This window comes from Bacteroidales bacterium, from assembly GCA_031275285.1.
GTDB lineage: Bacteria > Bacteroidota > Bacteroidia > Bacteroidales > UBA4181 > JAIRLS01.
Genome location: JAISOY010000042.1, coordinates 58,133 through 77,681, shown reverse-complemented (window position 1 = coordinate 77,681; position 19,549 = coordinate 58,133). Strand labels below are relative to the sequence as shown.

Below are 19,549 nucleotides of genomic sequence, written 5' to 3'. Positions count from 1 at the left end.
GATCTACAATAAGTCTTTCAAGTATCCTGTAATGTTCGTTTCGATTCGTTGTTCCAAATGATCCGTATTGGCTTTTTGGAAAGTTTCTCCTGTTATTTTCTCGAACAATTCGATATATCGCTCTGAAACCTGATGAACATAATCATCCGTCATTTCCGGTACCTGTTGCCCCTCTTTTCCCTGAAAACCATTACTGATCAGCCATTGGCGAACAAACTCTTTTGATAATTGTTTCTGAGGTTCATTTTTTGCCAGACGATCTTCATAACCATTGGCATAAAAGTAACGCGACGAATCGGGCGTATGGATCTCATCAATTAAATATATTTTACCATCTTTTTTACCAAATTCATATTTGGTATCGACCAAAATCAACCCTTTCTCTGCCGCCATTTGTGTTCCCCGGGCAAATAAAGCCTGAGTATATGACTCCAGCTGAATATAGTCGGCTTCCGAAACCAGATGTTGCCTGATGATCTCTTCCCTTGAGATATCCAGGTCATGTCCTTCATCAGCTTTGGTAGTTGGAGTAATGATCGGACGATCGAATTTCTGATTTTCTTTCATACCATCAGGTAGAGGGACGCCGCATAGCATACGTTTTCCCGATTGATATTCACGCCATGCGTGCCCTGTAAGGTACCCGCGTATAACCATTTCTACTTTAAAAGGCGCACAACGATGCCCTATGGTCACCATAGGATCCGGAGATGCAATTTTCCAGTTAGGTACAATATCAGCCGTAGCATCCAAAAACTTTGATGCTATCTGATTCAATACCTGTCCCTTATATGGAATACCCCTGGGTAAGACAACATCAAACGCCGATATGCGGTCACTTACCACCATTACTAAATAACGACCGTCGATATCATATACATCCCTAACTTTTCCGACATACAGGCTTTTTTGTTCCGGAAAATGGAAATTGGTTTTTGTAAGTGCATTCATTATTTTACTCTTTATTATTTTTATTTTTTTCTTTTTCTTCCTGCCGGTCATAAGCCGCAACAATGTCTTTCACCAATGGGTGTCTGACGATATCACGCTGATCAAAATGAATGACTGAAATACCTTTGATATCCTTCAATAAATGAACAGTTGAATTCAGTCCGGAAAGGTTTTTATTCGGAAGATCGATTTGTGTGATATCACCGGTAACAATAAATTTAGCATTCCGTCCCATCCGGGTGAGAAACATTTTTAACTGGTTGACAGTAGCATTCTGTGCCTCGTCCAATATCACAAAGGCATTATCCAGCGTCCTTCCGCGCATATAAGCCAAAGGAGCTATCTGAACGGTACCGGCTTCAATCAGGTCAGCCAGTTTGCGCGGCGGGATCATATCGTGCAAAGCATCATATAGCGGTTGCAAATAAGGGTCAAGCTTCTCTTTCATATCCCCCGGTAAAAATCCGAGCTTCTCCCCTGCTTCGACAGCGGGCCTGGTCAGAATAATCTTTTTGACTGATTTATTCCTAAAAGCACTCACAGCCAAAGCTATAGCTGTATATGTCTTTCCTGTACCTGCCGGACCGATAGCAAACAACAAGTCATTTTTTCCATATTCATCCACCAACAACCGTTGATTCACAGTACGGGCACGTATGCTCTTACCGTTGTTGCCGTAGACAATCACACTGTCATCCACACCCGACAAATCCAATTCGGCGGCCACAGTATCTTCCATGATCTTAACAATATCCGCTTCGGTAAGTTGATTGTATTTTTGATGGTAGCTGATCAGATATTGTAACACATGTTCGAAACGTTCTATTTCCGGCTGTTCGCCCATTACCTTGATTTCATCGCCACGGGCCACTATTTTCAACTTAGGAAAAAAACTCCTTATCTTTTCGTACAATAAATTATTTACACCATATAAATCAAGAGGGTCAATACCCTCCAAGTAAATCAGTTTTTCTATCATTAAAAAAATTTATCATTGAAATCCGGTATCCGTCAACATTTCAGACGATACAAAAATAGTAATTAAATTGGAAGAATTTTACGATCCGGCTATAAGAAAATCAATCTTCTATCAACTGTTTGATCCGTTCAATTTGCTCCTGTTTTTTTACTTCACGTAAATTCCTTCCGGTCTTGGTAAAATATTGATGCGATCCGATGAACTTTATTTGAAGTTTGTTCCATTCATTCAACGATGTCATTTTATTTTGTGCTTTTAACTCTTCGTATAAGGCATTGGACACAGGAATAAAATCCGTACGTCCTAAATAATCCAGATCAGAATCGCATATAATTTCTTCAAGGATATCTGTAGGCTTGGGAGGCAATTTAGTCGCCATAATAATCCTGCATATTTCATCTATTTCCTGGGGTGTATATTGATAGTGGGGAAGCATTTCCCGCGCAATCTCAGTACTTCGCTCCTCATGGTCCGCATAAGAAATAGTATGTCCGGCATCGTGAAAAAGCGCAGCTGTTTTAAGCAACAGCAACTGTTGGTCATTCAGGCCTTCAGCCCAACCGATCAACTCACTTTCCGTCACAACATCTACAGTATGCTTTACATTATGGTAATACAAAAAGTCCGGCAATTTCTTTTCCAGCATGTCCAACACATGCTCCTGCAAATCACCGAATTGTATCAGCAGGAATTGTATCCTGAAGGCATCATTGGGAAGGTACCTGTTCTTATCCAAAGCAAACCTTGAATGAATACCATTTACCGTGAACAATTCCAGTCTATTCTGGTATTTTACGGGAAGGGTATTGAAATAGGTACAATCAAATAATTCTTTGATCAATTCATAAGTGGAGGCTGAAATAGTAATGGTATTTTCTTTTCCTACCGATACGATACGGGAAACGACATTCACCGTATCTCCCTTTAAATGATAATTCTGATCCTTACTATCCATCCTGGATATCACCGAGCCTGTATGGATACCAATATTCAGCTTCCATATCTGTTGGCCTCCCAACTCAGCCTCTTTCTCAACAATATGTAACATTTCCAGTGCTGCAATTGTCACAGTAATCGGATTGGTGATATTTTTTTCAGGAATACCTCCCGCACAAATAAAGTTATCACCGATACTTTGTAATTTTACCAAACGGTGTTTTTCAGCTACTTCATTAAACCGAAACAATAATGCATCCAACTTATCCATTTGGGATGTCATATCTGAAGAAGTATCAAGGATAGTGGAAAAACCCTTTATTTCTACAAATAATATGGTAACCGTATCAAACCTTACCTGTTTATAATTTCCTTTCTGCTTTTTACCGGCAGTTTCATCCATTGAGCGTTTTTTATATCGCTCTAACTCTTCCGACAATTGATCAAAAGATTCGGAAATCGACTTGTACTTTTCCTTTAATTCCTTGTTCTCAGAGACAAGCGCAGCAATCCGTTTTAACAATTGTTTCTTTGAATCCATCGACATCGCATTTATTATAAATACAAAGATAACTCTTTTCCCAAAGATAGGTTTTATATAAAAAAGCAGGCCTGTAAGCCGGGTTCTGTCACCGGTTTCCCGGGTTCTATCATTTATCTCGTTCCGCCGTCACCAGCGGAATCATGCGGCCTACCCCCCGTCATCGGGCGGGTCGCCCTCAAACGACGGTATACATGGCCTTACAACCCATGATGCGTACGGCTTCCGATGTCACCACCGGAACCGGTAGGCTCTTACCCTACCTTTTCACCCTTACCCTGCCCGAAAGCACGGCGGTTATTTTCTGTTACGCTCATCTGCCTCACGACAGCTTCCCGTTAGGAAGCATGGTACCCTGCGTTGCCCGGACTTTCCTCAGCAATGCTGCGATAGAACGGCCTGCTTATTTCTTTATATGAATGATGCCTGATAAAGTTGGACATCATCCGAATATCCAATTCAAGTAAAAGTTGCAAAGATAGTGTAAGATACCATATCTCCGGAAAATATATAAATTCCCGCTTAAAAACTATTCATTTATTTCCCCGGACGGGCACGCCTGAGTACACGCTGAAACGGGGCATTGAAACGTTTGGTCGTAGGAAAGATACCTGCCTTGGCCGAACGGACATCTTCAATGACATAGAACAAGGAAGGATCAAAACCAGTCAATATCTTTTCAACCTTATCAAATGCTTTCCGATTGATGACTGCATATAGAATTTTCACTTTACCAACAGATCCGTCTCCGTCAATCAGTGTCGTGCCAAATCCGGACTGGGAAAGCTCTTTTTGCAACGGTACCAGGTCCTTGGATGAAAAGACCTTGATCAACAGAACTCCTATGGCGATACGTTCTTCGATATGCATTCCGATAAAGTTGCCGGCCGCATATCCTCCTGCATAGGCAAAATAACAGACAAAGTTATCGACGCTTTTTAATATCTGGCTGATCACAACAATCCATATAAAGACTTCAAAAAATCCAAGTACCGGAGCCAGGTTTTTTTTCCCTTTGGAAACAAATACAATACGTAAAGTACCCAGTGTAACATCACAGATCCGTGCAAAAAAGACAATTATCGGCAGTACTATATATTGATAGGTTTGCCCGTCAAAAAGATCACTCATCAGGCTAAATTTAAAATTCTTAATAAGAAATCGTTAATTCGGTACGAATATAAGAAAGAGAATTCAATTTACGGTACAATTTATGTTAATAACCCCAGGTTTTTACATTTTTGTACAAATACCACGTAATCAATTGATATTATCAATAATTTAATTTACTCCCTACCCGAATACATCTTCTCTTTCCTAAAAAACTAAACTTTTAATTCCACATTTATACTTTTAGTTTATATTTGCATTACATCAAAAACCGGAAAATATGAGATATATGACCATCTGCTTTTTATTTTGCACAACGCTTTACGCACAAAATAAAAATTACGATCAGGCCTGGGAGTTATACATATCGGGGCAATATGAAGAAGCATTACGGAAGATACATCTATACATTGAGGAAGATAGTACCCATTACCGTTCTTATTTTTTAAAAGGTAAAGTATTCGAAAATCTCTACCGTTATGATCATGCAATTCTCTCATACCAACGGGCACTCCGGTTGAATGAAAAAAGTACCGAAGCAAAATCGGCTCTTGCTATGCTTTACCTTCAATCCGGACAACCTCACACAGCCATTCGCCTATATGAAGAACTGGTTACGGATGAACCTGAAAAACTCCGGTGGAAAATAACTTTGGCCAATGCGTTGCAATCGGCAGGAAAATACGCTAATGCGTTGGATTTATTAAAACAGGTCACTGACCAGGATACGCTTAACTGGCTGGTATATAAAAATATGGGAGACTGCTATTTCCGGTTGGATAGTATGGATCATGCAGCCGGTTGTTACCAAAAATCACTGGATCGTTATCCGAACAACAGGGCGCTTTACGGATTATTGATGAAAATTTATATTTCCATGGAACAACCTGAAAAGGCGATCGATATCGGAAAAGAAGCCATTGAAAGGGATTCTATGAATGTGGAAGCCTGGAAACAAACAGGCGTTGCCTGGTACCGGCAAGGTAGAACCAAATATGCCATGAAAGCGTTGGAAAAGACACTGGAACTAGGCGACACAAGCACCACAACCAGTCGCCACTACGGCATGCTGAATTATTTCCTGATGGATTATTCGACAGCTGAAAAATATATGAGCATGGCGTTGAAAACCGATCCGGATAACCTGAATACCATGCTTTACCTGGGGGTAGTTCATGGGTATACCGGAAATGCAGAAAAAGGGTTGGATGTATTCGCACATATGGATAGCATTATTGCACACTATGATACTATTAAGTACAAGACTGAAGTGCAAAAGGGATTCCTCTACCGGAGATTATACCGTTATGATGATGCCGCAAAATCGTTTATCGAAGGAACCAAAACCCTGCCCTATATCGATAATTACTACGAAGTCGCTTTATCCTATGATATGGGAAACAGGAAAAAACAAGCCCTGGACTGGTATATCAGGTATCTGGACCTGGCCGATCCCACATGGAAAAATAAAAAAGACCTGAAAGAAACGGAAGGAAATAAATTCCAGGTATATGCTATGGACCGGATCGAACAACTAAGGATCGATTTATTTTTTGAAGAAGGAAAAAAGGACAAACCAACCACCCAATAGGAGCGGTCGTATTCTCTCCTGATGATAAAAGATTTTATTCCATATTTTCTAATCATTAGCAAAAAAATTGTATTTTCGCTGATTATATAATATTAAATGTTCTGCAAACAGAATAATAATAAAAATATTATGAGGGAACAATTAATCGAAATCCAGGAAAAGATCAACAGTTTTTATCTGTACGATGACCAAATAGCTAACCAGTATATCGATTTGATTAAAGAAGCCATAGAAATTATCCGCCAAATTGATGCACGCCCGACATGTATGCTTGACAATGCAAAAAACGAGGCGATTACAGAACTGAGCAATGAGTTGGCCAACCGAATGAATACCAAGTTTTTCTATGCAAACCTCGAACGAAAAAAAAGTGAATTCAGAATATCCAAAATGCTGGTAACGGTCGCTATCGGAAACGTGCTCTCGTCTTATGATATAAATTAAATCCTACCTTTAAAAACCATACATTACACCACAGAAATAATGTTACGGATATTTTTTCTCTTCCTTATGCTGACGGTCACTCTTCCGGGCTGGTCAAAAGAAAAAGAAGGGCAATCATCGGAAACGAAAACACTGCTTGGCCATGATGCATATGTAAGTGCTTTCGGCAGCTTTCACTCCGGTGTCAGTCCCTTTTTCAACAAATATGTTACCTATGTGGGTGGAGATGTAGCTTTGGTATTGAACAATTTTTATTTTGGTGGCTATAGTAGCCGCGTCCTGGGAGTTCATAAAATTCACCCTGAAGATGAATTTTATAAAGACAAGAGGATCGTGTTAACACAGGGAGGTATATTTACCGGAGTAACCTTTTTATCAAAAAGAATATTCCAGTACTCTGTTGCCTCAAAATTCGGATGGGGATATCTAACATTACGGGATGCTGATACGGAGGAGACCGTTTCCCGAGACAGGATTAATATTATAATGCCTACATTCCAGGTAAAACTGAACATCACTTCTTTCATACAAATATGTGTGGGTGTCAATTACCAATTAATATTCGGCATCGACCTTCCAAAAATGGAAAATAAAGATTTTCGGGGATTCGGCGCTTCCTTCGCAGTACGTGTCGGTTGGTTTTAAATGTCGACCGATACGATTACAGGACAATGATCGGAATGCACGGCACTCTGCATGATGGACGCATCTTTGACCCTTCCGCGCATACTTTCCGTCACCGTATTATAGTCTATTCTCCATCCCAGATCCTTCTCCCTTGCCCGTGAACGGTAACTCCACCAGCTATACTGGTTCGGTTCGCTATGGAACATCCGGAAGGTGTCTACATATCCGTGTGCCAGGAACTGGTCCATCCATGCCCTTTCTTCCGGCAAAAAACCAGACATTTTATGGTGCTTTTCTGGATAATTGATATCTTTTTCGGTATGGGCTATGTTGTAGTCTCCGGATATGACCAGATTAGGACGTTCCTTCCTTAAGTTCTCTATATATTCGAGAAAGTCGGACAGGAAAACCATCTTAAAAGCCTGCCTGGCTTCTCCTGAAGTACCGGAAGGAAAATAAACCGAAATGACACTCACATCACCGAAATCAGCCCGTATCATACGTCCTTCTGCATCGTACTTATCAACCCCCATACCATACACGATCCGGTCCGGTTTGTCCTTGGTTAAAATAGATACGCCACTGTAACCTTTTTTCTCGGCACAGAACCAATAATGACGATAACCCAGGCGATCAAATACAGATGTATCAACTTGTTCCATCTGTATCTTGGTTTCCTGGAGACACAATATATCCGGCTGCTTATCCTGTAACCATTCGTCAAATCCTTTATTCATGGCCGCACGCAAGCCATTCACATTATATGAATATATACTTTTTAACATATCCTAAATTATTAATACAGTCCAGACAAAGATAATGATTCGGGATAACATTCCCGTTCTTTGTATGTGAAAGAAAAAATTCATTCAAAATGCAACTTTTTTTCATATCCTTCGTAAAATTGAGAATAAAGGTATATCTTTGACATTGATTTAATCATTTATAAAGTATTTGAAGTCATGATGCATCAACCAACACCTGAGGAGATCAAAGCAAGAATAGAAAAAAAGAAAAAACAACGGAAATACAACCTTCCGGTTATCGGTCATTTTGCAGACCGTAGCGTATTGTTCAAATCGATCATACAGGCATACGAAGCTACCGGAATACATTATACGCTCATTTTTGAAGCCTGTATCGGAAAGATATACAAGGCGGGAAATGTGGTGTGGGAATACCAGAAAGGAAACCACTACATTAAGTATAAAGCCTATTATATCAACGTACAGGATAAATATACCCGTTTTTCTTCTTTCAATTAATAAGGAAGAATAAAAACTCAAAATCTTTAAACAAAAAACCGGAAAAGATATCTTTTCCGGTTTTTTGTTTAAAGAAAACAACTTATCATCTTCTAATAAATCAAAGATAATCTAAAAACAGCTTTTTCCGGAGGACCAAATTCCCCTGTCTGGAAATCGCTAAAAGTCAGCTTAAGGGCAATTGTTCCGTTTCCTGCTTTAGTGGTAGGGGTCACATCATAGGAGTATTGTACAGCCACTCTTGATTCCGTACCATTATCATCTATGATGTCATAATAAGTATATGGAAGGGTGGTCAGCACTTCAGTATTACCCTCATTAAACCGGTAATAACAGATAATTGCCCCATCAAAATAAATATCTTCGGTCAGTTCGGGAATATCAACGATGGCGATATAATAAGATCCGGTCTCACCTGCATTACCCACTAATTCCCATCCATTACGGTCGATCTCAATTGGTATATTCCACCATTGTGTCGCTCCCGCATCATCTCCTGGAGGACCTGCCGGACCCATCGGACCTGTTGGTCCCTCACACGCTGTAATTCCTAAAAATAGGATCAATAGTAAATACGAAATTTTTTTCATACATAATTATTTATATTCAACATTATATAGCCGATCTCACTTTATTTCACCGTACAAATATAATACCGAATATTGTTAGTAGCAGTAATATTCGATAGAATTAGCCGGATTGTGCCGCGATAATTTTTCATTTACAATGTCTCCCCGAAGGCAATAAATTTTAATATTATGACTTTTTCACACTTATCGTTTTAATTATTCTTGTACCTTTGTAGCCGTGAAAGAGGGCATATACCGGTTTTATTATATGCCGGCAACAGCATACATACAGTATATTCGTCCATACGAATGAAGATTTTTGAAACGAAAAGAGCACTGGCTGAGGAGTTGCATCCATTTAAAGAAAAAGGGATGTCTATAGGATTCGTTCCTACCATGGGTGCTTTACATCAGGGACATATTTCCCTGATAGAACAGTGTCGTAAAGAAAACTGCGTTACAGTAGCCAGTATTTTCGTAAATCCTACCCAATTCAACGACCAGAATGATCTGGTCAACTACCCCAGGACATTTCCGGAAGATGTTGAAAAACTGAATGATGTAGGTTGCGATTATTTATTTGCTCCTGAGGTCAATGAAATATATCCGGAAAAGGATACCCGGCAATTCGATTTCGGCATGCTGGACAAAGTCATGGAAGGCGCTTTCCGGCCGGGCCATTTTAATGGGGTTGCACAGGTAGTCACGAAATTATTTGATATGGTTCAACCGGAGAAAGCTTATTTTGGTGAAAAGGATTTCCAGCAACTGGCCATTATCCGGTATATCGTGAAAAAATTAGGTTATCCCGTAGAAATCGTCGCTTGCCCGATCATCCGCGAACCGGACGGCCTGGCCATGAGTTCCCGTAATACGCGCCTCACCGCAGCCCAGAGAAAGAGTGCCCCATTAATTGCACAAACACTGTTTGAAAGCAAAAAAAAGGTGGCATCCATGCCTCTTAAAGACTTGAAAGAATGGGTGATCAACCAGATCAACCGTTCTGAAGAGTTGAACGTAGAATATTTTGACATTGTCGACCGGGAATCCCTGCAACCTGCAATAATCTACCAGGAAAACGCATTACAGGGATGCATTGCCGTATTTGCCGGAAAAGTAAGGCTCATTGATAACATTGCATATTGAGATACGATGAAAATAGAAGTTTTAAAATCCAAGATACACAGGGTAACTGTTATTGAAGCGGACCTTAATTACATTGGCAGTATCACCATTGATGAAGACCTGATGGATGCAGCCAACCTGATCGAAAATGAAAAGGTTTCCATAGTCAATATCAACAACGGAGAGCGTTTTGACACATACGTCATTAAGGGAAGCCGGGGAACAGGGATGATCTGCCTTAACGGACCTGCTGCCAGGAAAGTTGCCGTAGGCGATGTGGTCATTATCATGTCTTATGCCATCTTGGATTTTGAAGAAGCAAAAACATTTTCTCCCACGGTGATCTTTCCCGATACTGAAACCAACAAGTTAGTCAGATAGTGAATCGCAAGTTAGTCAAAGCCCTTCAATTTATATTTTTTCTTTTAGTAGGACTTACACTGCTTTATTTTGCTTTTAGTGGCATCGACCTGAAAGAGCTCATGCTACAGATCAAACAGGCCGATTACCGGTGGGTAGCGTTTTCTGTTCTGTTTGCCGTACTGGCTTTGATCTTCAGGGCATACCGGTGGAGATTATTACTGGCGCCCATGGATATGCGTCCTAAAGTGTCCCATATCTTTCATGCAATCAATATTGGTTACCTGGCTAATTTCGTATTTCCACGGATCGGTGAAATCACGCGTTGCGGAGTATTGAACCGTACCGATAAATTACCTGTCGACCGGGTATTCGGAACCGTCATCGTCGAAAGGATATTCGATATGCTGATGGCCGTACTGATGCTGCTCCTCATATTATTATTAAAATTCGACATGGTGGGTGGTTTCATCACACATCATATCTTTGATCCGGTGATAGAGAGAATTCCGGGGAAAAGAAGCATCATCTGGATCGTCATCATTTTTGTACTGACCATATTGGCATTTGTCCTTATATGGAAAATCTTCAGGACACAACTGGCAAAGATCACCATGTTACGAAAAATAAAAGGTTGGTTGACAGGAATATTCAACGGGATCAAATCCATATACAAAATGAAAAGTTTTGGTACATTCCTGTTATTAAATATCATTATATTTGCCATGTACTTCTTGCAGACATATGTCATGTTCTTTTCCCTGAATGTTACGTCATCACTGGGTTTGTCCGATGCACTGTTCATTCTTGTGTTAAGTACGCTGTCATTTGTCATACCGGTACAGGGAGGTATTGGAGCTTATCATTGGATTGTTTCGATGGGATTAACCATATTCGGACTTTCCCGTGAAGATGGAATGGTTTATGCCACGATATCCCATTCCACGACTTCGTTGGTGCTCATTATACTGGGAAGCGTATCATTGATTTTTGTATTCTACAGTAAAAAATTCAGGAATAATCATACCATAAATATATCTAAACAAAAGTAAACGGTGAGAACTGATTTTACCCAATTTATTCGTTCGAAAATAGAAAGCAACGATGTTTTAATGACCCAGCAAGTAGCCCGGTGGCGTCACCGGGAATGGCCTATTGTTTTCACCTACGGAAATTTTGAGGACATTGACTCCCGGCATCTTGATTATCTGGCGGAAGCCGCAAGTCTGGGTGGCCGCCTGATTGTAGGAGTACGTACCGATGACCTGATCACGCAATCATCTCATTATAAACCCCGCAAAAACCAACAGGAAAGAGCCTTATTCCTGGCTTCGATGGTATTTGTATCCATGGTCGTATTTCTTGACGAAAAATGCCCTTCCAGGTTGATCGAACAGATCTGCCCGGATATCCTGGTTGACTACAAAGAAGATGTTAAAAAAAGTCCCGGATACCAGTTCCTGATGCAAAAAGGCAGTATCGCCAAATTTTTTGAATTCAACGGGATCTTATAAAATAATGGAAAGAAAACATCCTAATTTACATGGATAATTTGTTTATTTTGATATATCCATTACTTTTGCGTTTTGAGAGGCATTTTTTCCGTGTGCGCACACAGGGAAATATCTGGAGAGAATTCTGATATACAATAATCTATATAAATGGCACGATTTACAAGAATTGAAGTAGCACTGAAAATGAAAGAGACAGGTATCATTCCTGTGTTCTATCATTCCGACGCAGCAATTGCCAAACAGGTACTGAAAGCATGTTATGACGGAGGTGTACGGGTATTTGAATTTACCAACCGCGGCGATTTCGCACATGAGGTATTTGCCGAACTGAACAAATGGGTATTTAAAGAACTTCCGGAAATGATACTGGGTGTCGGCTCAGTGGTAGATGCCGGAACAGCATCTTTGTACATACAATTGGGTGCCAATTTTGTTGTCTCCCCTGTCCTGAAAGAAGATATGGCTGTTACCTGTAACCGCAGGAAGATTGCCTGGAGCCCCGGTTGCGGCTCCCTCAACGATATTTCCCGTGCAGAAGAACTGGGTGCCGAAATTGTCAAGATATTTCCCGGATCCTCAGTCGGCGGCCCTAAGTTCGTGGCTGCCGTAAAAGGTCCCTGCCCCTGGTCGAGCATTATGCCTACCGGTGGTGTCGAACCGACTGAAGAGAACCTGAAAGCATGGTTTGACGCGGGAGTTACCTGCGTAGGTATGGGATCTAATTTATTCCCGAAAGAGGTGATCGCTTCCGGAAACTGGCCTGCCATCACCCAAAAAGTACAGGAAGCATTCTCAATCCTGAAAAAAGTAAGAAAATCAACCAATTAATCAAATAAACTATACCGAATGAGTACATTAAACAAAGTAGGTGAAAAAATGACCAACTACAGGTGGACCATCTGTGCCATGCTTTTTTTCGCAACAACGATCAATTATCTGGACAGACAGGTATTGTCTCTTACCTGGGATGAATTTATCAAACCTGAATTCCATTGGGACGAAAATCATTATGGTACTATTACGTCTTTCTTTTCCATTTTTTATGCCATCTGTATGCTCTTTGCAGGTCGCTTCGTCGAATGGATGGGTACCAAAAAAGGATTCCTCTGGTCCATTGGCGTATGGAGTGTGGGTGCTTGTCTTCATGCTGCTTGCGGACTTGTTACCGAATCATGGGTAGGAATGCATACCGCCGCAGAGTTGGCTGCCGCCACAGGTGATGTAGCTGTAGTCATCGCCACGGTAAGTATGTGGTGTTTCCTTGTGGCACGGGCTATCCTCGCACTTGGTGAAGCCGGAAACTTTCCCGCCGCCATCAAAGCCACTGCCGAATATTTTCCCAAAAAGGACCGGGCTTTTGCTACTTCCATCTTCAATGCAGGTGCTTCGATCGGTGCACTTTTTGCACCCCTGAGTATCCCGCCCCTTGCAAAATATTTCGGTTGGGAAATGGCCTTCATTGTTATCGGGGCATTAGGTTTTATCTGGATGGCATTCTGGGTATTCCTTTATGATAAACCCGAAAAAAACAAACGGGTTAATGCTCTTGAACTTGAATATATCAATCAGGATAAAGATGAGGAACAAGAAAAAAAACAACTGGCAAAACAAGAAGCAGAAGAGACAAAAATACCTTTCCTAAAGTGTTTTACATTTAGACAAACATGGGCGTTTGCTGCCGGGAAATTTATGACGGACGGCGTATGGTGGTTCTTTTTGTTCTGGACCCCTTCATACCTGAGTACGCAATTCGGGATCAAGACATCTGAAGGCCTCGGAATGGCACTTATCTTTACACTTTATGCCATTGTTACCGTTTTATCAATCCTGGGAGGAAAACTGCCTACAATATTCATTAACCGTAGTGGGCAAGACCCTTACGCAGCTCGAATGAAAGCCATGTTGATATTTGCGTTTTTCCCACTCGCAGTGCTACTTGCGCAGCCACTTGGAATACAGTTTGCCCACCTGGGTAAACATGCCGCATGGATCCCCGTTTTGCTCATTTCAATCGGCTGTGCCGCCCATCAGGCATGGAGTGCCAATTTATTTTCGACCATAGGCGATATGTTCCCTAAAGGCGCCATTGCTACAATTACTGGTATCGGTGGTATGGCCGGTGGTGTAGGATCTATGATTTTACAAAAATCGGCAGGTAAACTTTTTGTATATGCCGGTGAAACGAACATGACTTTTTTCGGTTTCGAAGGAAAGCCGGCCGGATATTTCGTCATTTTCTGTATCTGTGCCGTAGCCTACCTGATCGGCTGGGTGATCATGAAATCACTGGTACCGAAATACAAACCTATTGTTGTTGAATAAACTTACTTTATTCTGATATAAAAAAGCCACTTCAAAAAAAGTGGCTTTTTTATTATTCTCATTCTATGTAGGTACAAACTACGCCAAACGGGGGAAAACTATTTGATTGTTCGATTGAATCAAATATGTCATTTCTTGGATTTACAGGTATCAATGCCGGATACTTTATCATTTTCTGTATCTGCGCCGTAGCCTACCTGATCGGCTGGGTAATTATGAAATCACTGGTACCGAAATACCAACCTATTGTTGTTGAATAAGCTTATTTTTATCTAACAAAAAGACAGACTAGTTACAAACTATGCTCTGAACGGGAGATAAGCCCTATCTGCCCGATGAGTAAATCTGTGATGTCAAATATACTTAGCGAACATCTGTTGCATTCTGCCTAACAAAGGAAAATACTTAATTTATTTTATAAATTCATTTATTCTTTTCTCATATTCATTTATAGGTTCTCCTTTCGAAATAGTTTTAAAAAAAGATGTGATTGTATAATTCAAACTATCTGAACCTCCAACAAAAGCATTCCATCCGTTCTCTAACGGATAATAATACCCCCATCCTGATCTCACTAATATTTTCTCCCTTTCAATTTTAGCAGTATCCATTATATCACCTATCTTATATCCATTACAAATAAAATGTTTGTCAGATGTAACAATATGTATGATCTTTTCAGAATCATAATTAATAACAAAAGAATATGATATACTATCAAACTCTATTTTATAGCTGGGATAAAAATCATTATTACATATGAACAAAAGAGTACCGGACAATTCTCCTTTTACGATATAAGAAAAGGCATCCACCCCTATATCAAAATTTGCATATAAAGCCGAATCCTTCACTGGATTTTTTTTATTGCTTAAGAATCTTCTTTTTCTAATTTCTAATTCTTTATCTTTATCTTTTACCGGATCGTAGATTTTGTATGATGTATTTGTTTTACAACAAATACATATAGAAATGATAAATAATAAACAAATGATCTTCAGACTATCTTTCACCTCTTCAAATTTATTTAAACCAAGAAAAAATACAATTTACTTATCTGCCAAGAAAACAGGGATTTACTAATAGTCATATGAAACCGGTATCACTTAAAGACTTCTTTAACGGCTTCAAGGTATCCATACCCAAATACATTACATGGTTGAAGATAACTGGTTTCGGTCCATTCATTCCAGCTGTTTATTGTGATAAGTGGTACCTGTTTGGGGTGATTGTCTACATATTCCTTGGCCATCCTCAGGGCTTTGGCAAAATTTTCGGGGGTATTATTTTTCACAACGGCGCTTTTTCCGGTACGTGGACTGTTGTCCCATCCTACACTGATATGGGGATAATAAGTCAGGCTGAAAGTGGTATCGATCCGCGCCCATTCCTTTTTTACATCTTCCATAATCTCCATATAGTCGCGGTTTACATTCGTAAAATGAACAAACTGGTAATGGGTTGCACTGGTAAATCCGAGTCTTTTCACAAAATCGTTTTCCGGATTCTGGGTTTTACTGCCGTCCACTCCACTATAATTTACATTGACCACCCACATCGTTAATTGCAGGTCCAGTCCCGGGAAACCGGCTTTCTTAGTTTCCTTCTCAAACCATTTCAGCGCATCGATAGTTTGTTCGAATCCGCCTAATCCGGCAATCAACTGGGGAATATCGTAAATCATGAATACCGGTTTTCCGTCAATCTTATAATATTGCGGATGTTTAAAATACTTCTCGATATTTCTTTTGCAGATCTTCTCAAACTCCTGCCGGTCTACCTGACCTGTCCAGATGACATTATGTTCATTGACATCAGCCAGACGGGTGTCCCACACATTCACTACCTCATGGTTGGCCCACATCAGGTAAAATTCCATCTTGCCTACATTTTCAGCTTTCAGGAAACCGTTATCCAGTGTGGTTTCCATAAACGGGCGGCCATCATACCAGTACCAGTCAAAGATAAATACATTTACACCATGCTTTGTAGCGACATCTATTTCCATGGCCATAACATTCGGATCAGCTTCATTGATATATCCCCAGAGTGGCTTCCTGTTCCAGTAATGCCCGGGATGCCTTTTTTGCATATTGGCCACCGTTTCCCATTCGCCAATCCCATGAGGCCAGAAAGGTCGTAAACGCGGATCGTCCGATGCATATGCCGGATACAAAAATGCAGCTATATCATATTTCCGGACTGACTCTTTTGTCTTTTTCTGTGCCTGGAGCGGATGACCGGCAATCAAACAAAGAAAAAGCGGTAAAAATAATCGGGTTAAATGTCTCATTCAGATAATTATTATTTGGTTAAACTAATGATTTATTGAGCATCCCATCACTTTCCTGAACACACAACACTTATTCAGGGATAAAAAACATCCCTGACAGCATTCAGATAAGCCATACCGGTTTTTGTATCGGGTTCCAGATAACTCCCTTCGGTCCACTCATTCCAGCAATTGATATTCAAAATCCGGAGTCCGTCAGGTTCGGACAACAGCTTATCTTTAGTCATCTGCAATACGGTTTTGAAATTTTCCGGCGTATTGTTGCCTATTGTGTTGCTATAAGGATATCCACCCGCCAGTTCCCATTCCGACCAGTTCTCAAAATGCTGCCGACTGATACAAAGATCGGTCGTATCGCGGGTATGGTAATTAGGGAAATAATAACAGGCTACTGTTACCTTATCGGCATCTACTGTCCTGCTTTTGCAGCAAATGAACAGTAACAACAGCAGAATGAAACTATTCCTGATCCTTTTCATGGAATAAGTACGGTTTAAGGTGAATTACCCAAAAGTATATATTTTTTCTTTTACACCCCCTGAGATACCCATCCTTTTCCTGAAAATACCAAAACCCTTCCTTAAAAACGAATATCCCTTGTCTGCTCGATGATCATCCGATATCGTTACACTTACATCTAATGTAAAATCAGAGTGTATTTAATCTGGATACAAGGGAATCCCTGAGTACAAGAAATTCATCCATATTCTCAGCAGATATGGGCTCCTTGGATGGGGATTCCATTTTCAACGGATTAATGGGCTGGCCATTTTTATAGACCCGGAAGTCGAGATGCGGGCCGGTTGATAATCCTGTACTACCCACATATCCGATAACATCTCCCTGTTTTATCCGGCTGCCGACATTAATTCCTTTGGCAAATTTGGATAGATGCATATAAGTGGTGGAATATACACTGTTGTGTTTGATGGTAATATAATTTCCTCCTCCGTTCTTCTGAAATGCTTTTTTGGTGACGGTTCCATCGCCTATAGTATAAACAGGTGTTCCGGTAGGAGCTGCATAGTCTACTCCATGATGAGCCCTGTTGATTTTAAGCACCGGATGATAACGGCTATTTGAAAATCCCGAAGATATCCTGGAATATTTTAAAGGAGCTTTCAGAAATGCTTTTTGCAGGCTGTTACCATTTTCATCAAAGAAAGCAATGCGTTCTTCCTGTAAATAAGGTATGGCATAATAATCTTTACCCATATGCCTGAAAACAGCTCCCTTTACTGTAAAATCCGTCAGGGGTTCGCCTTCAACAAAAGGTTGGTCATAGATTACGCGGATGGAATCGTTTTTGGCTATGCCGTAGAAATCAATTGACCATGCATAAATATCTGCAAGGGTGATGGCTAAGTTCGGATTGGTTCCGGCATCTTTCATGGCATTCCATAAAGAACTGCTGATTCCGATCTTAGCGGTAAGTTCCATCATTTCCACATCTTTCCTGCCTTCATAAGCATTACATTGCTCCTTGAAATCTATCACGACATATTCAAGGTTGTTCTTTTCATAAATAAAAAACTCAGGGGTCTTCAGGCTGTCATTGGCAAGAAAAAGAGTGTATTTATGGCCTGTCCGGATCTTTCTGACATCAAAGATCTCTTTACAGGATAAGACGGCTTCATGAATTTTAGCAGGAGAAACCCTATATCTTTGAAGGATGGCTGAAAGATTCTGGTTTTTCCCAACTACATCTTCGACCACCTCAAAATTCTCACTGGGAATACCATATTTATAATGCTTTTGCTCCAGTTCCGTACTGTCAATGACTTCGGTTATGGACTCTTCTTCCAGTTTCTTTTTTAAATTATTCTCCGAACACATACGGATCCCGATCACCACTCCAATGATAACCACGAGCGGAATAAGCAGGTATATTAATTTATTTTTTCTGTTATTATCTTTCAACTTTGTCTACTTTGATTTCTGTCCATTACATATCGCGCAAGTTAGTGGATTCAAACCTAACCTGCAAAACTTGTTGATTATTTTTGCCTGGGTTATATTTTTTTAGGACACCTTGTCATCTAACTAAGAAAAAAGTTGCCATCACAAACCATATTCCGTTATTTTCAACTTTTGACACATCTTTACCAACTATCGTTTCTTCATTATTCATCGGACAAGCCAACCAATTATCCTTCCAGTCACCGGCTAATCTTAATGATGATTTTTTACAAGAAAATCAAGAAATTTCTCTTTTCATACTGTAAGTCTCCTAATTAATTCCATGTATTCTTCCTATAAATTAAATAACTATCTCTGGTTTCTATCTTAATCACACGATGACTTTTCTATATCTTTTATTTTTAAAGCTATTTTAAAAATCCATACTAATAAAAATTCAATATACCATTCTGCTTCATTGATAATCATTTATACAGAACCAAATAACCTGTTTCATCATCAATTTTACTTAAAACATTGAAATGATACAATTGATTTATAATAGCATAACGCTCATTATCTGTAATATCATCTTTCAATACCCTTCCATTAAAATAGACTTTTATGAAATTATCAACACCCTTTTGAGTATTGGCAATAATAGTTGCATCATTAAGCACTTTAAAAAAGTTAAATCGATTAAAATCCTCGTTTTTAATTTTTAGTGTTAGTTCTTTCTGCAACATCCTATGCATTATTTCTTGATATTTCTTTTTATCAATATTTTGAGTTTGATTATAATAGTGATACAAATCGTCATTTTCAATAATTACCCTCCCTCTGTATTCAGGACTTTCAACCTCTATGGATACAAAAAAGCTATATCTATCAAAATCGGATATAATCTTTTTTATGAATTCTTCATTTTCCATAGAACATGATTGTATCAATAACAACAAACCTGTCAAATATTTCATAACTATTTCTTCTTTTTATGAGTGTTGTGTAATAAATGCACTGGAA

At 39.8% G+C, this 19,549-nt stretch carries 21 protein-coding genes, 1 other RNA gene and 1 pseudogene; 11 read left to right on the top strand and 12 right to left on the bottom strand.

Features of this window, described 5'->3' with window-relative positions; genetic code table 11:
• Positions 1-3: 3 nt before the first annotated feature.
• From LBQ60_04180 to LBQ60_04160, 5 genes are all read right to left on the bottom strand, one after another.
• On the bottom strand, positions 4-951 hold the full coding sequence (locus LBQ60_04180; GenBank protein MDR2037099.1) for a phosphoribosylaminoimidazolesuccinocarboxamide synthase: 948 nt from the start codon (positions 949-951) through the stop codon (positions 4-6).
• 4 nt (positions 952-955) lie between these two features.
• Positions 956-1,939: a PhoH family protein gene (locus LBQ60_04175; GenBank protein MDR2037098.1), complete on the bottom strand. Its 984-nt coding sequence runs from the start codon at positions 1,937-1,939 to the stop codon at positions 956-958.
• 91 nt (positions 1,940-2,030) lie between these two features.
• On the bottom strand, positions 2,031-3,407 hold the full coding sequence (locus LBQ60_04170) for an HD domain-containing protein (GenBank protein ID MDR2037097.1): 1,377 nt from the start codon (positions 3,405-3,407) through the stop codon (positions 2,031-2,033).
• Positions 3,408-3,465: 58 nt separating this feature from the next.
• Positions 3,466-3,813: RNase P RNA component class A (rnpB, locus tag LBQ60_04165), an RNA gene on the bottom strand.
• Positions 3,814-3,944: 131 nt separating this feature from the next.
• Positions 3,945-4,538: a DUF2179 domain-containing protein gene (locus tag LBQ60_04160; GenBank protein MDR2037096.1), complete on the bottom strand. Its 594-nt coding sequence runs from the start codon at positions 4,536-4,538 to the stop codon at positions 3,945-3,947.
• Positions 4,539-4,797: 259 nt separating this feature from the next.
• Here LBQ60_04160 and LBQ60_04155 point away from each other — a divergent pair, with 259 nt between their 5' ends.
• The 3 genes from LBQ60_04155 (at position 4,798) to LBQ60_04145 (ending at position 7,197) form a co-directional block, all read left to right on the top strand.
• Positions 4,798-6,108, top strand: coding sequence for a tetratricopeptide repeat protein (locus tag LBQ60_04155; protein ID MDR2037095.1), 1,311 nt, complete (start codon positions 4,798-4,800; stop codon positions 6,106-6,108).
• 129 nt (positions 6,109-6,237) lie between these two features.
• Entirely contained in the window at positions 6,238-6,552 is a 315-nt protein-coding gene (locus tag LBQ60_04150) for a hypothetical protein (GenBank protein ID MDR2037094.1), read from the top strand.
• Between the two features lie 39 nt (positions 6,553-6,591).
• On the top strand, positions 6,592-7,197 hold the full coding sequence (locus tag LBQ60_04145; GenBank protein ID MDR2037093.1) for a hypothetical protein: 606 nt from the start codon (positions 6,592-6,594) through the stop codon (positions 7,195-7,197).
• Here LBQ60_04145 and xth read toward each other — a convergent pair.
• Entirely contained in the window at positions 7,194-7,964 is a 771-nt protein-coding gene (gene xth / locus LBQ60_04140; GenBank protein ID MDR2037092.1) for an exodeoxyribonuclease III, read from the bottom strand. The two genes, LBQ60_04145 and xth, sit on opposite strands and share 4 nt — an antisense overlap.
• A gap of 177 nt (positions 7,965-8,141) precedes the next feature.
• Between xth and LBQ60_04135 the strand changes: the two genes are divergently transcribed.
• A complete protein-coding gene (locus LBQ60_04135; GenBank protein ID MDR2037091.1) occupies positions 8,142-8,444 on the top strand; it encodes a hypothetical protein in 303 nt (100 codons plus the stop codon).
• A gap of 92 nt (positions 8,445-8,536) precedes the next feature.
• On the opposite strand, the gene LBQ60_04130 is transcribed toward LBQ60_04135, so the two are convergent.
• Positions 8,537-9,034, bottom strand: coding sequence for a hypothetical protein (locus LBQ60_04130; GenBank protein ID MDR2037090.1), 498 nt, complete (start codon positions 9,032-9,034; stop codon positions 8,537-8,539).
• Positions 9,035-9,322: 288 nt separating this feature from the next.
• On the opposite strand from LBQ60_04130, the gene panC reads away from it, so the two are divergent.
• The 7 genes and pseudogenes from panC to LBQ60_04095 all read left to right on the top strand — a co-directional run bounded on the left by panC (position 9,323) and on the right by LBQ60_04095 (position 14,594).
• The gene (gene panC / locus LBQ60_04125) at positions 9,323-10,159 is read left to right on the top strand and encodes a pantoate--beta-alanine ligase (GenBank protein ID MDR2037089.1); all 837 of its coding nucleotides are present in this window, start codon (positions 9,323-9,325) and stop codon (positions 10,157-10,159) included.
• A 6-nt stretch (positions 10,160-10,165) separates the two neighbouring features.
• Positions 10,166-10,519 carry an aspartate 1-decarboxylase gene (locus LBQ60_04120; protein MDR2037088.1) on the top strand — a complete coding sequence of 118 codons (354 nt, stop codon included), beginning with the start codon at positions 10,166-10,168 and terminating at the stop codon, positions 10,517-10,519.
• Positions 10,519-11,550, top strand: coding sequence for a flippase-like domain-containing protein (locus LBQ60_04115; protein ID MDR2037087.1), 1,032 nt, complete (start codon positions 10,519-10,521; stop codon positions 11,548-11,550). The genes LBQ60_04120 and LBQ60_04115 overlap by 1 nt, the downstream gene beginning before the upstream one ends.
• A gap of 3 nt (positions 11,551-11,553) precedes the next feature.
• On the top strand, positions 11,554-12,012 hold the full coding sequence (locus LBQ60_04110; protein MDR2037086.1) for a hypothetical protein: 459 nt from the start codon (positions 11,554-11,556) through the stop codon (positions 12,010-12,012).
• A 147-nt stretch (positions 12,013-12,159) separates the two neighbouring features.
• Positions 12,160-12,840: a bifunctional 4-hydroxy-2-oxoglutarate aldolase/2-dehydro-3-deoxy-phosphogluconate aldolase gene (locus tag LBQ60_04105; GenBank protein ID MDR2037085.1), complete on the top strand. Its 681-nt coding sequence runs from the start codon at positions 12,160-12,162 to the stop codon at positions 12,838-12,840.
• An 18-nt stretch (positions 12,841-12,858) separates the two neighbouring features.
• Positions 12,859-14,334, top strand: a complete 1,476-nt coding sequence (locus LBQ60_04100; protein ID MDR2037084.1) for an MFS transporter — start codon at positions 12,859-12,861, stop codon at positions 14,332-14,334.
• A gap of 92 nt (positions 14,335-14,426) precedes the next feature.
• A pseudogene (locus LBQ60_04095) lies at positions 14,427-14,594 on the top strand (MFS transporter).
• 150 nt (positions 14,595-14,744) lie between these two features.
• Here LBQ60_04095 and LBQ60_04090 read toward each other — a convergent pair.
• The 5 genes from LBQ60_04090 to LBQ60_04070 form a co-directional block, all read right to left on the bottom strand.
• Entirely contained in the window at positions 14,745-15,347 is a 603-nt protein-coding gene (locus LBQ60_04090; protein ID MDR2037083.1) for a hypothetical protein, read from the bottom strand.
• Between the two features lie 89 nt (positions 15,348-15,436).
• The gene (locus LBQ60_04085; GenBank protein MDR2037082.1) at positions 15,437-16,627 is read right to left on the bottom strand and encodes a glycoside hydrolase family 99-like domain-containing protein; all 1,191 of its coding nucleotides are present in this window, start codon (positions 16,625-16,627) and stop codon (positions 15,437-15,439) included.
• 74 nt (positions 16,628-16,701) lie between these two features.
• Positions 16,702-17,106 carry a glycoside hydrolase family 99-like domain-containing protein gene (locus LBQ60_04080; protein MDR2037081.1) on the bottom strand — a complete coding sequence of 135 codons (405 nt, stop codon included), beginning with the start codon at positions 17,104-17,106 and terminating at the stop codon, positions 16,702-16,704.
• A 169-nt stretch (positions 17,107-17,275) separates the two neighbouring features.
• Positions 17,276-18,547 (bottom strand): peptidoglycan DD-metalloendopeptidase family protein, encoded by a 1,272-nt coding sequence (locus LBQ60_04075; GenBank protein MDR2037080.1) that lies wholly within the window; start codon positions 18,545-18,547, stop codon positions 17,276-17,278.
• Between the two features lie 464 nt (positions 18,548-19,011).
• Positions 19,012-19,458, bottom strand: coding sequence for a hypothetical protein (locus LBQ60_04070; protein MDR2037079.1), 447 nt, complete (start codon positions 19,456-19,458; stop codon positions 19,012-19,014).
• Positions 19,459-19,549: the final 91 nt, after the last annotated feature.

Excerpts from the sequence above, each read along its gene's own strand:
- LBQ60_04180 (MDR2037099.1), bottom strand. The coding sequence starts at position 951 with ATGAATGCACTTACAAAAACCAATTTCCATTTTCCGGAACAAAAAAGC.
- LBQ60_04170 (MDR2037097.1), bottom strand. The coding sequence starts at position 3,407 with ATGGATTCAAAGAAACAATTGTTAAAACGGATTGCTGCGCTTGTCTCT.
- LBQ60_04160 (MDR2037096.1), bottom strand. The coding sequence starts at position 4,538 with ATGAGTGATCTTTTTGACGGGCAAACCTATCAATATATAGTACTGCCG.
- LBQ60_04155 (MDR2037095.1), top strand. The coding sequence starts at position 4,798 with ATGAGATATATGACCATCTGCTTTTTATTTTGCACAACGCTTTACGCA.
- LBQ60_04150 (MDR2037094.1), top strand. The coding sequence starts at position 6,238 with ATGAGGGAACAATTAATCGAAATCCAGGAAAAGATCAACAGTTTTTAT.
- LBQ60_04145 (MDR2037093.1), top strand. The coding sequence starts at position 6,592 with ATGTTACGGATATTTTTTCTCTTCCTTATGCTGACGGTCACTCTTCCG.
- xth (MDR2037092.1), bottom strand. The coding sequence starts at position 7,964 with ATGTTAAAAAGTATATATTCATATAATGTGAATGGCTTGCGTGCGGCC.
- LBQ60_04135 (MDR2037091.1), top strand. The coding sequence starts at position 8,142 with ATGATGCATCAACCAACACCTGAGGAGATCAAAGCAAGAATAGAAAAA.
- LBQ60_04130 (MDR2037090.1), bottom strand. The coding sequence starts at position 9,034 with ATGAAAAAAATTTCGTATTTACTATTGATCCTATTTTTAGGAATTACA.
- panC (MDR2037089.1), top strand. The coding sequence starts at position 9,323 with ATGAAGATTTTTGAAACGAAAAGAGCACTGGCTGAGGAGTTGCATCCA.
- LBQ60_04120 (MDR2037088.1), top strand. The coding sequence starts at position 10,166 with ATGAAAATAGAAGTTTTAAAATCCAAGATACACAGGGTAACTGTTATT.
- LBQ60_04105 (MDR2037085.1), top strand. The coding sequence starts at position 12,160 with ATGGCACGATTTACAAGAATTGAAGTAGCACTGAAAATGAAAGAGACA.
- LBQ60_04100 (MDR2037084.1), top strand. The coding sequence starts at position 12,859 with ATGAGTACATTAAACAAAGTAGGTGAAAAAATGACCAACTACAGGTGG.
- LBQ60_04085 (MDR2037082.1), bottom strand. The coding sequence starts at position 16,627 with ATGAGACATTTAACCCGATTATTTTTACCGCTTTTTCTTTGTTTGATT.
- LBQ60_04080 (MDR2037081.1), bottom strand. The coding sequence starts at position 17,106 with ATGAAAAGGATCAGGAATAGTTTCATTCTGCTGTTGTTACTGTTCATT.
- LBQ60_04070 (MDR2037079.1), bottom strand. The coding sequence starts at position 19,458 with ATGGAAAATGAAGAATTCATAAAAAAGATTATATCCGATTTTGATAGA.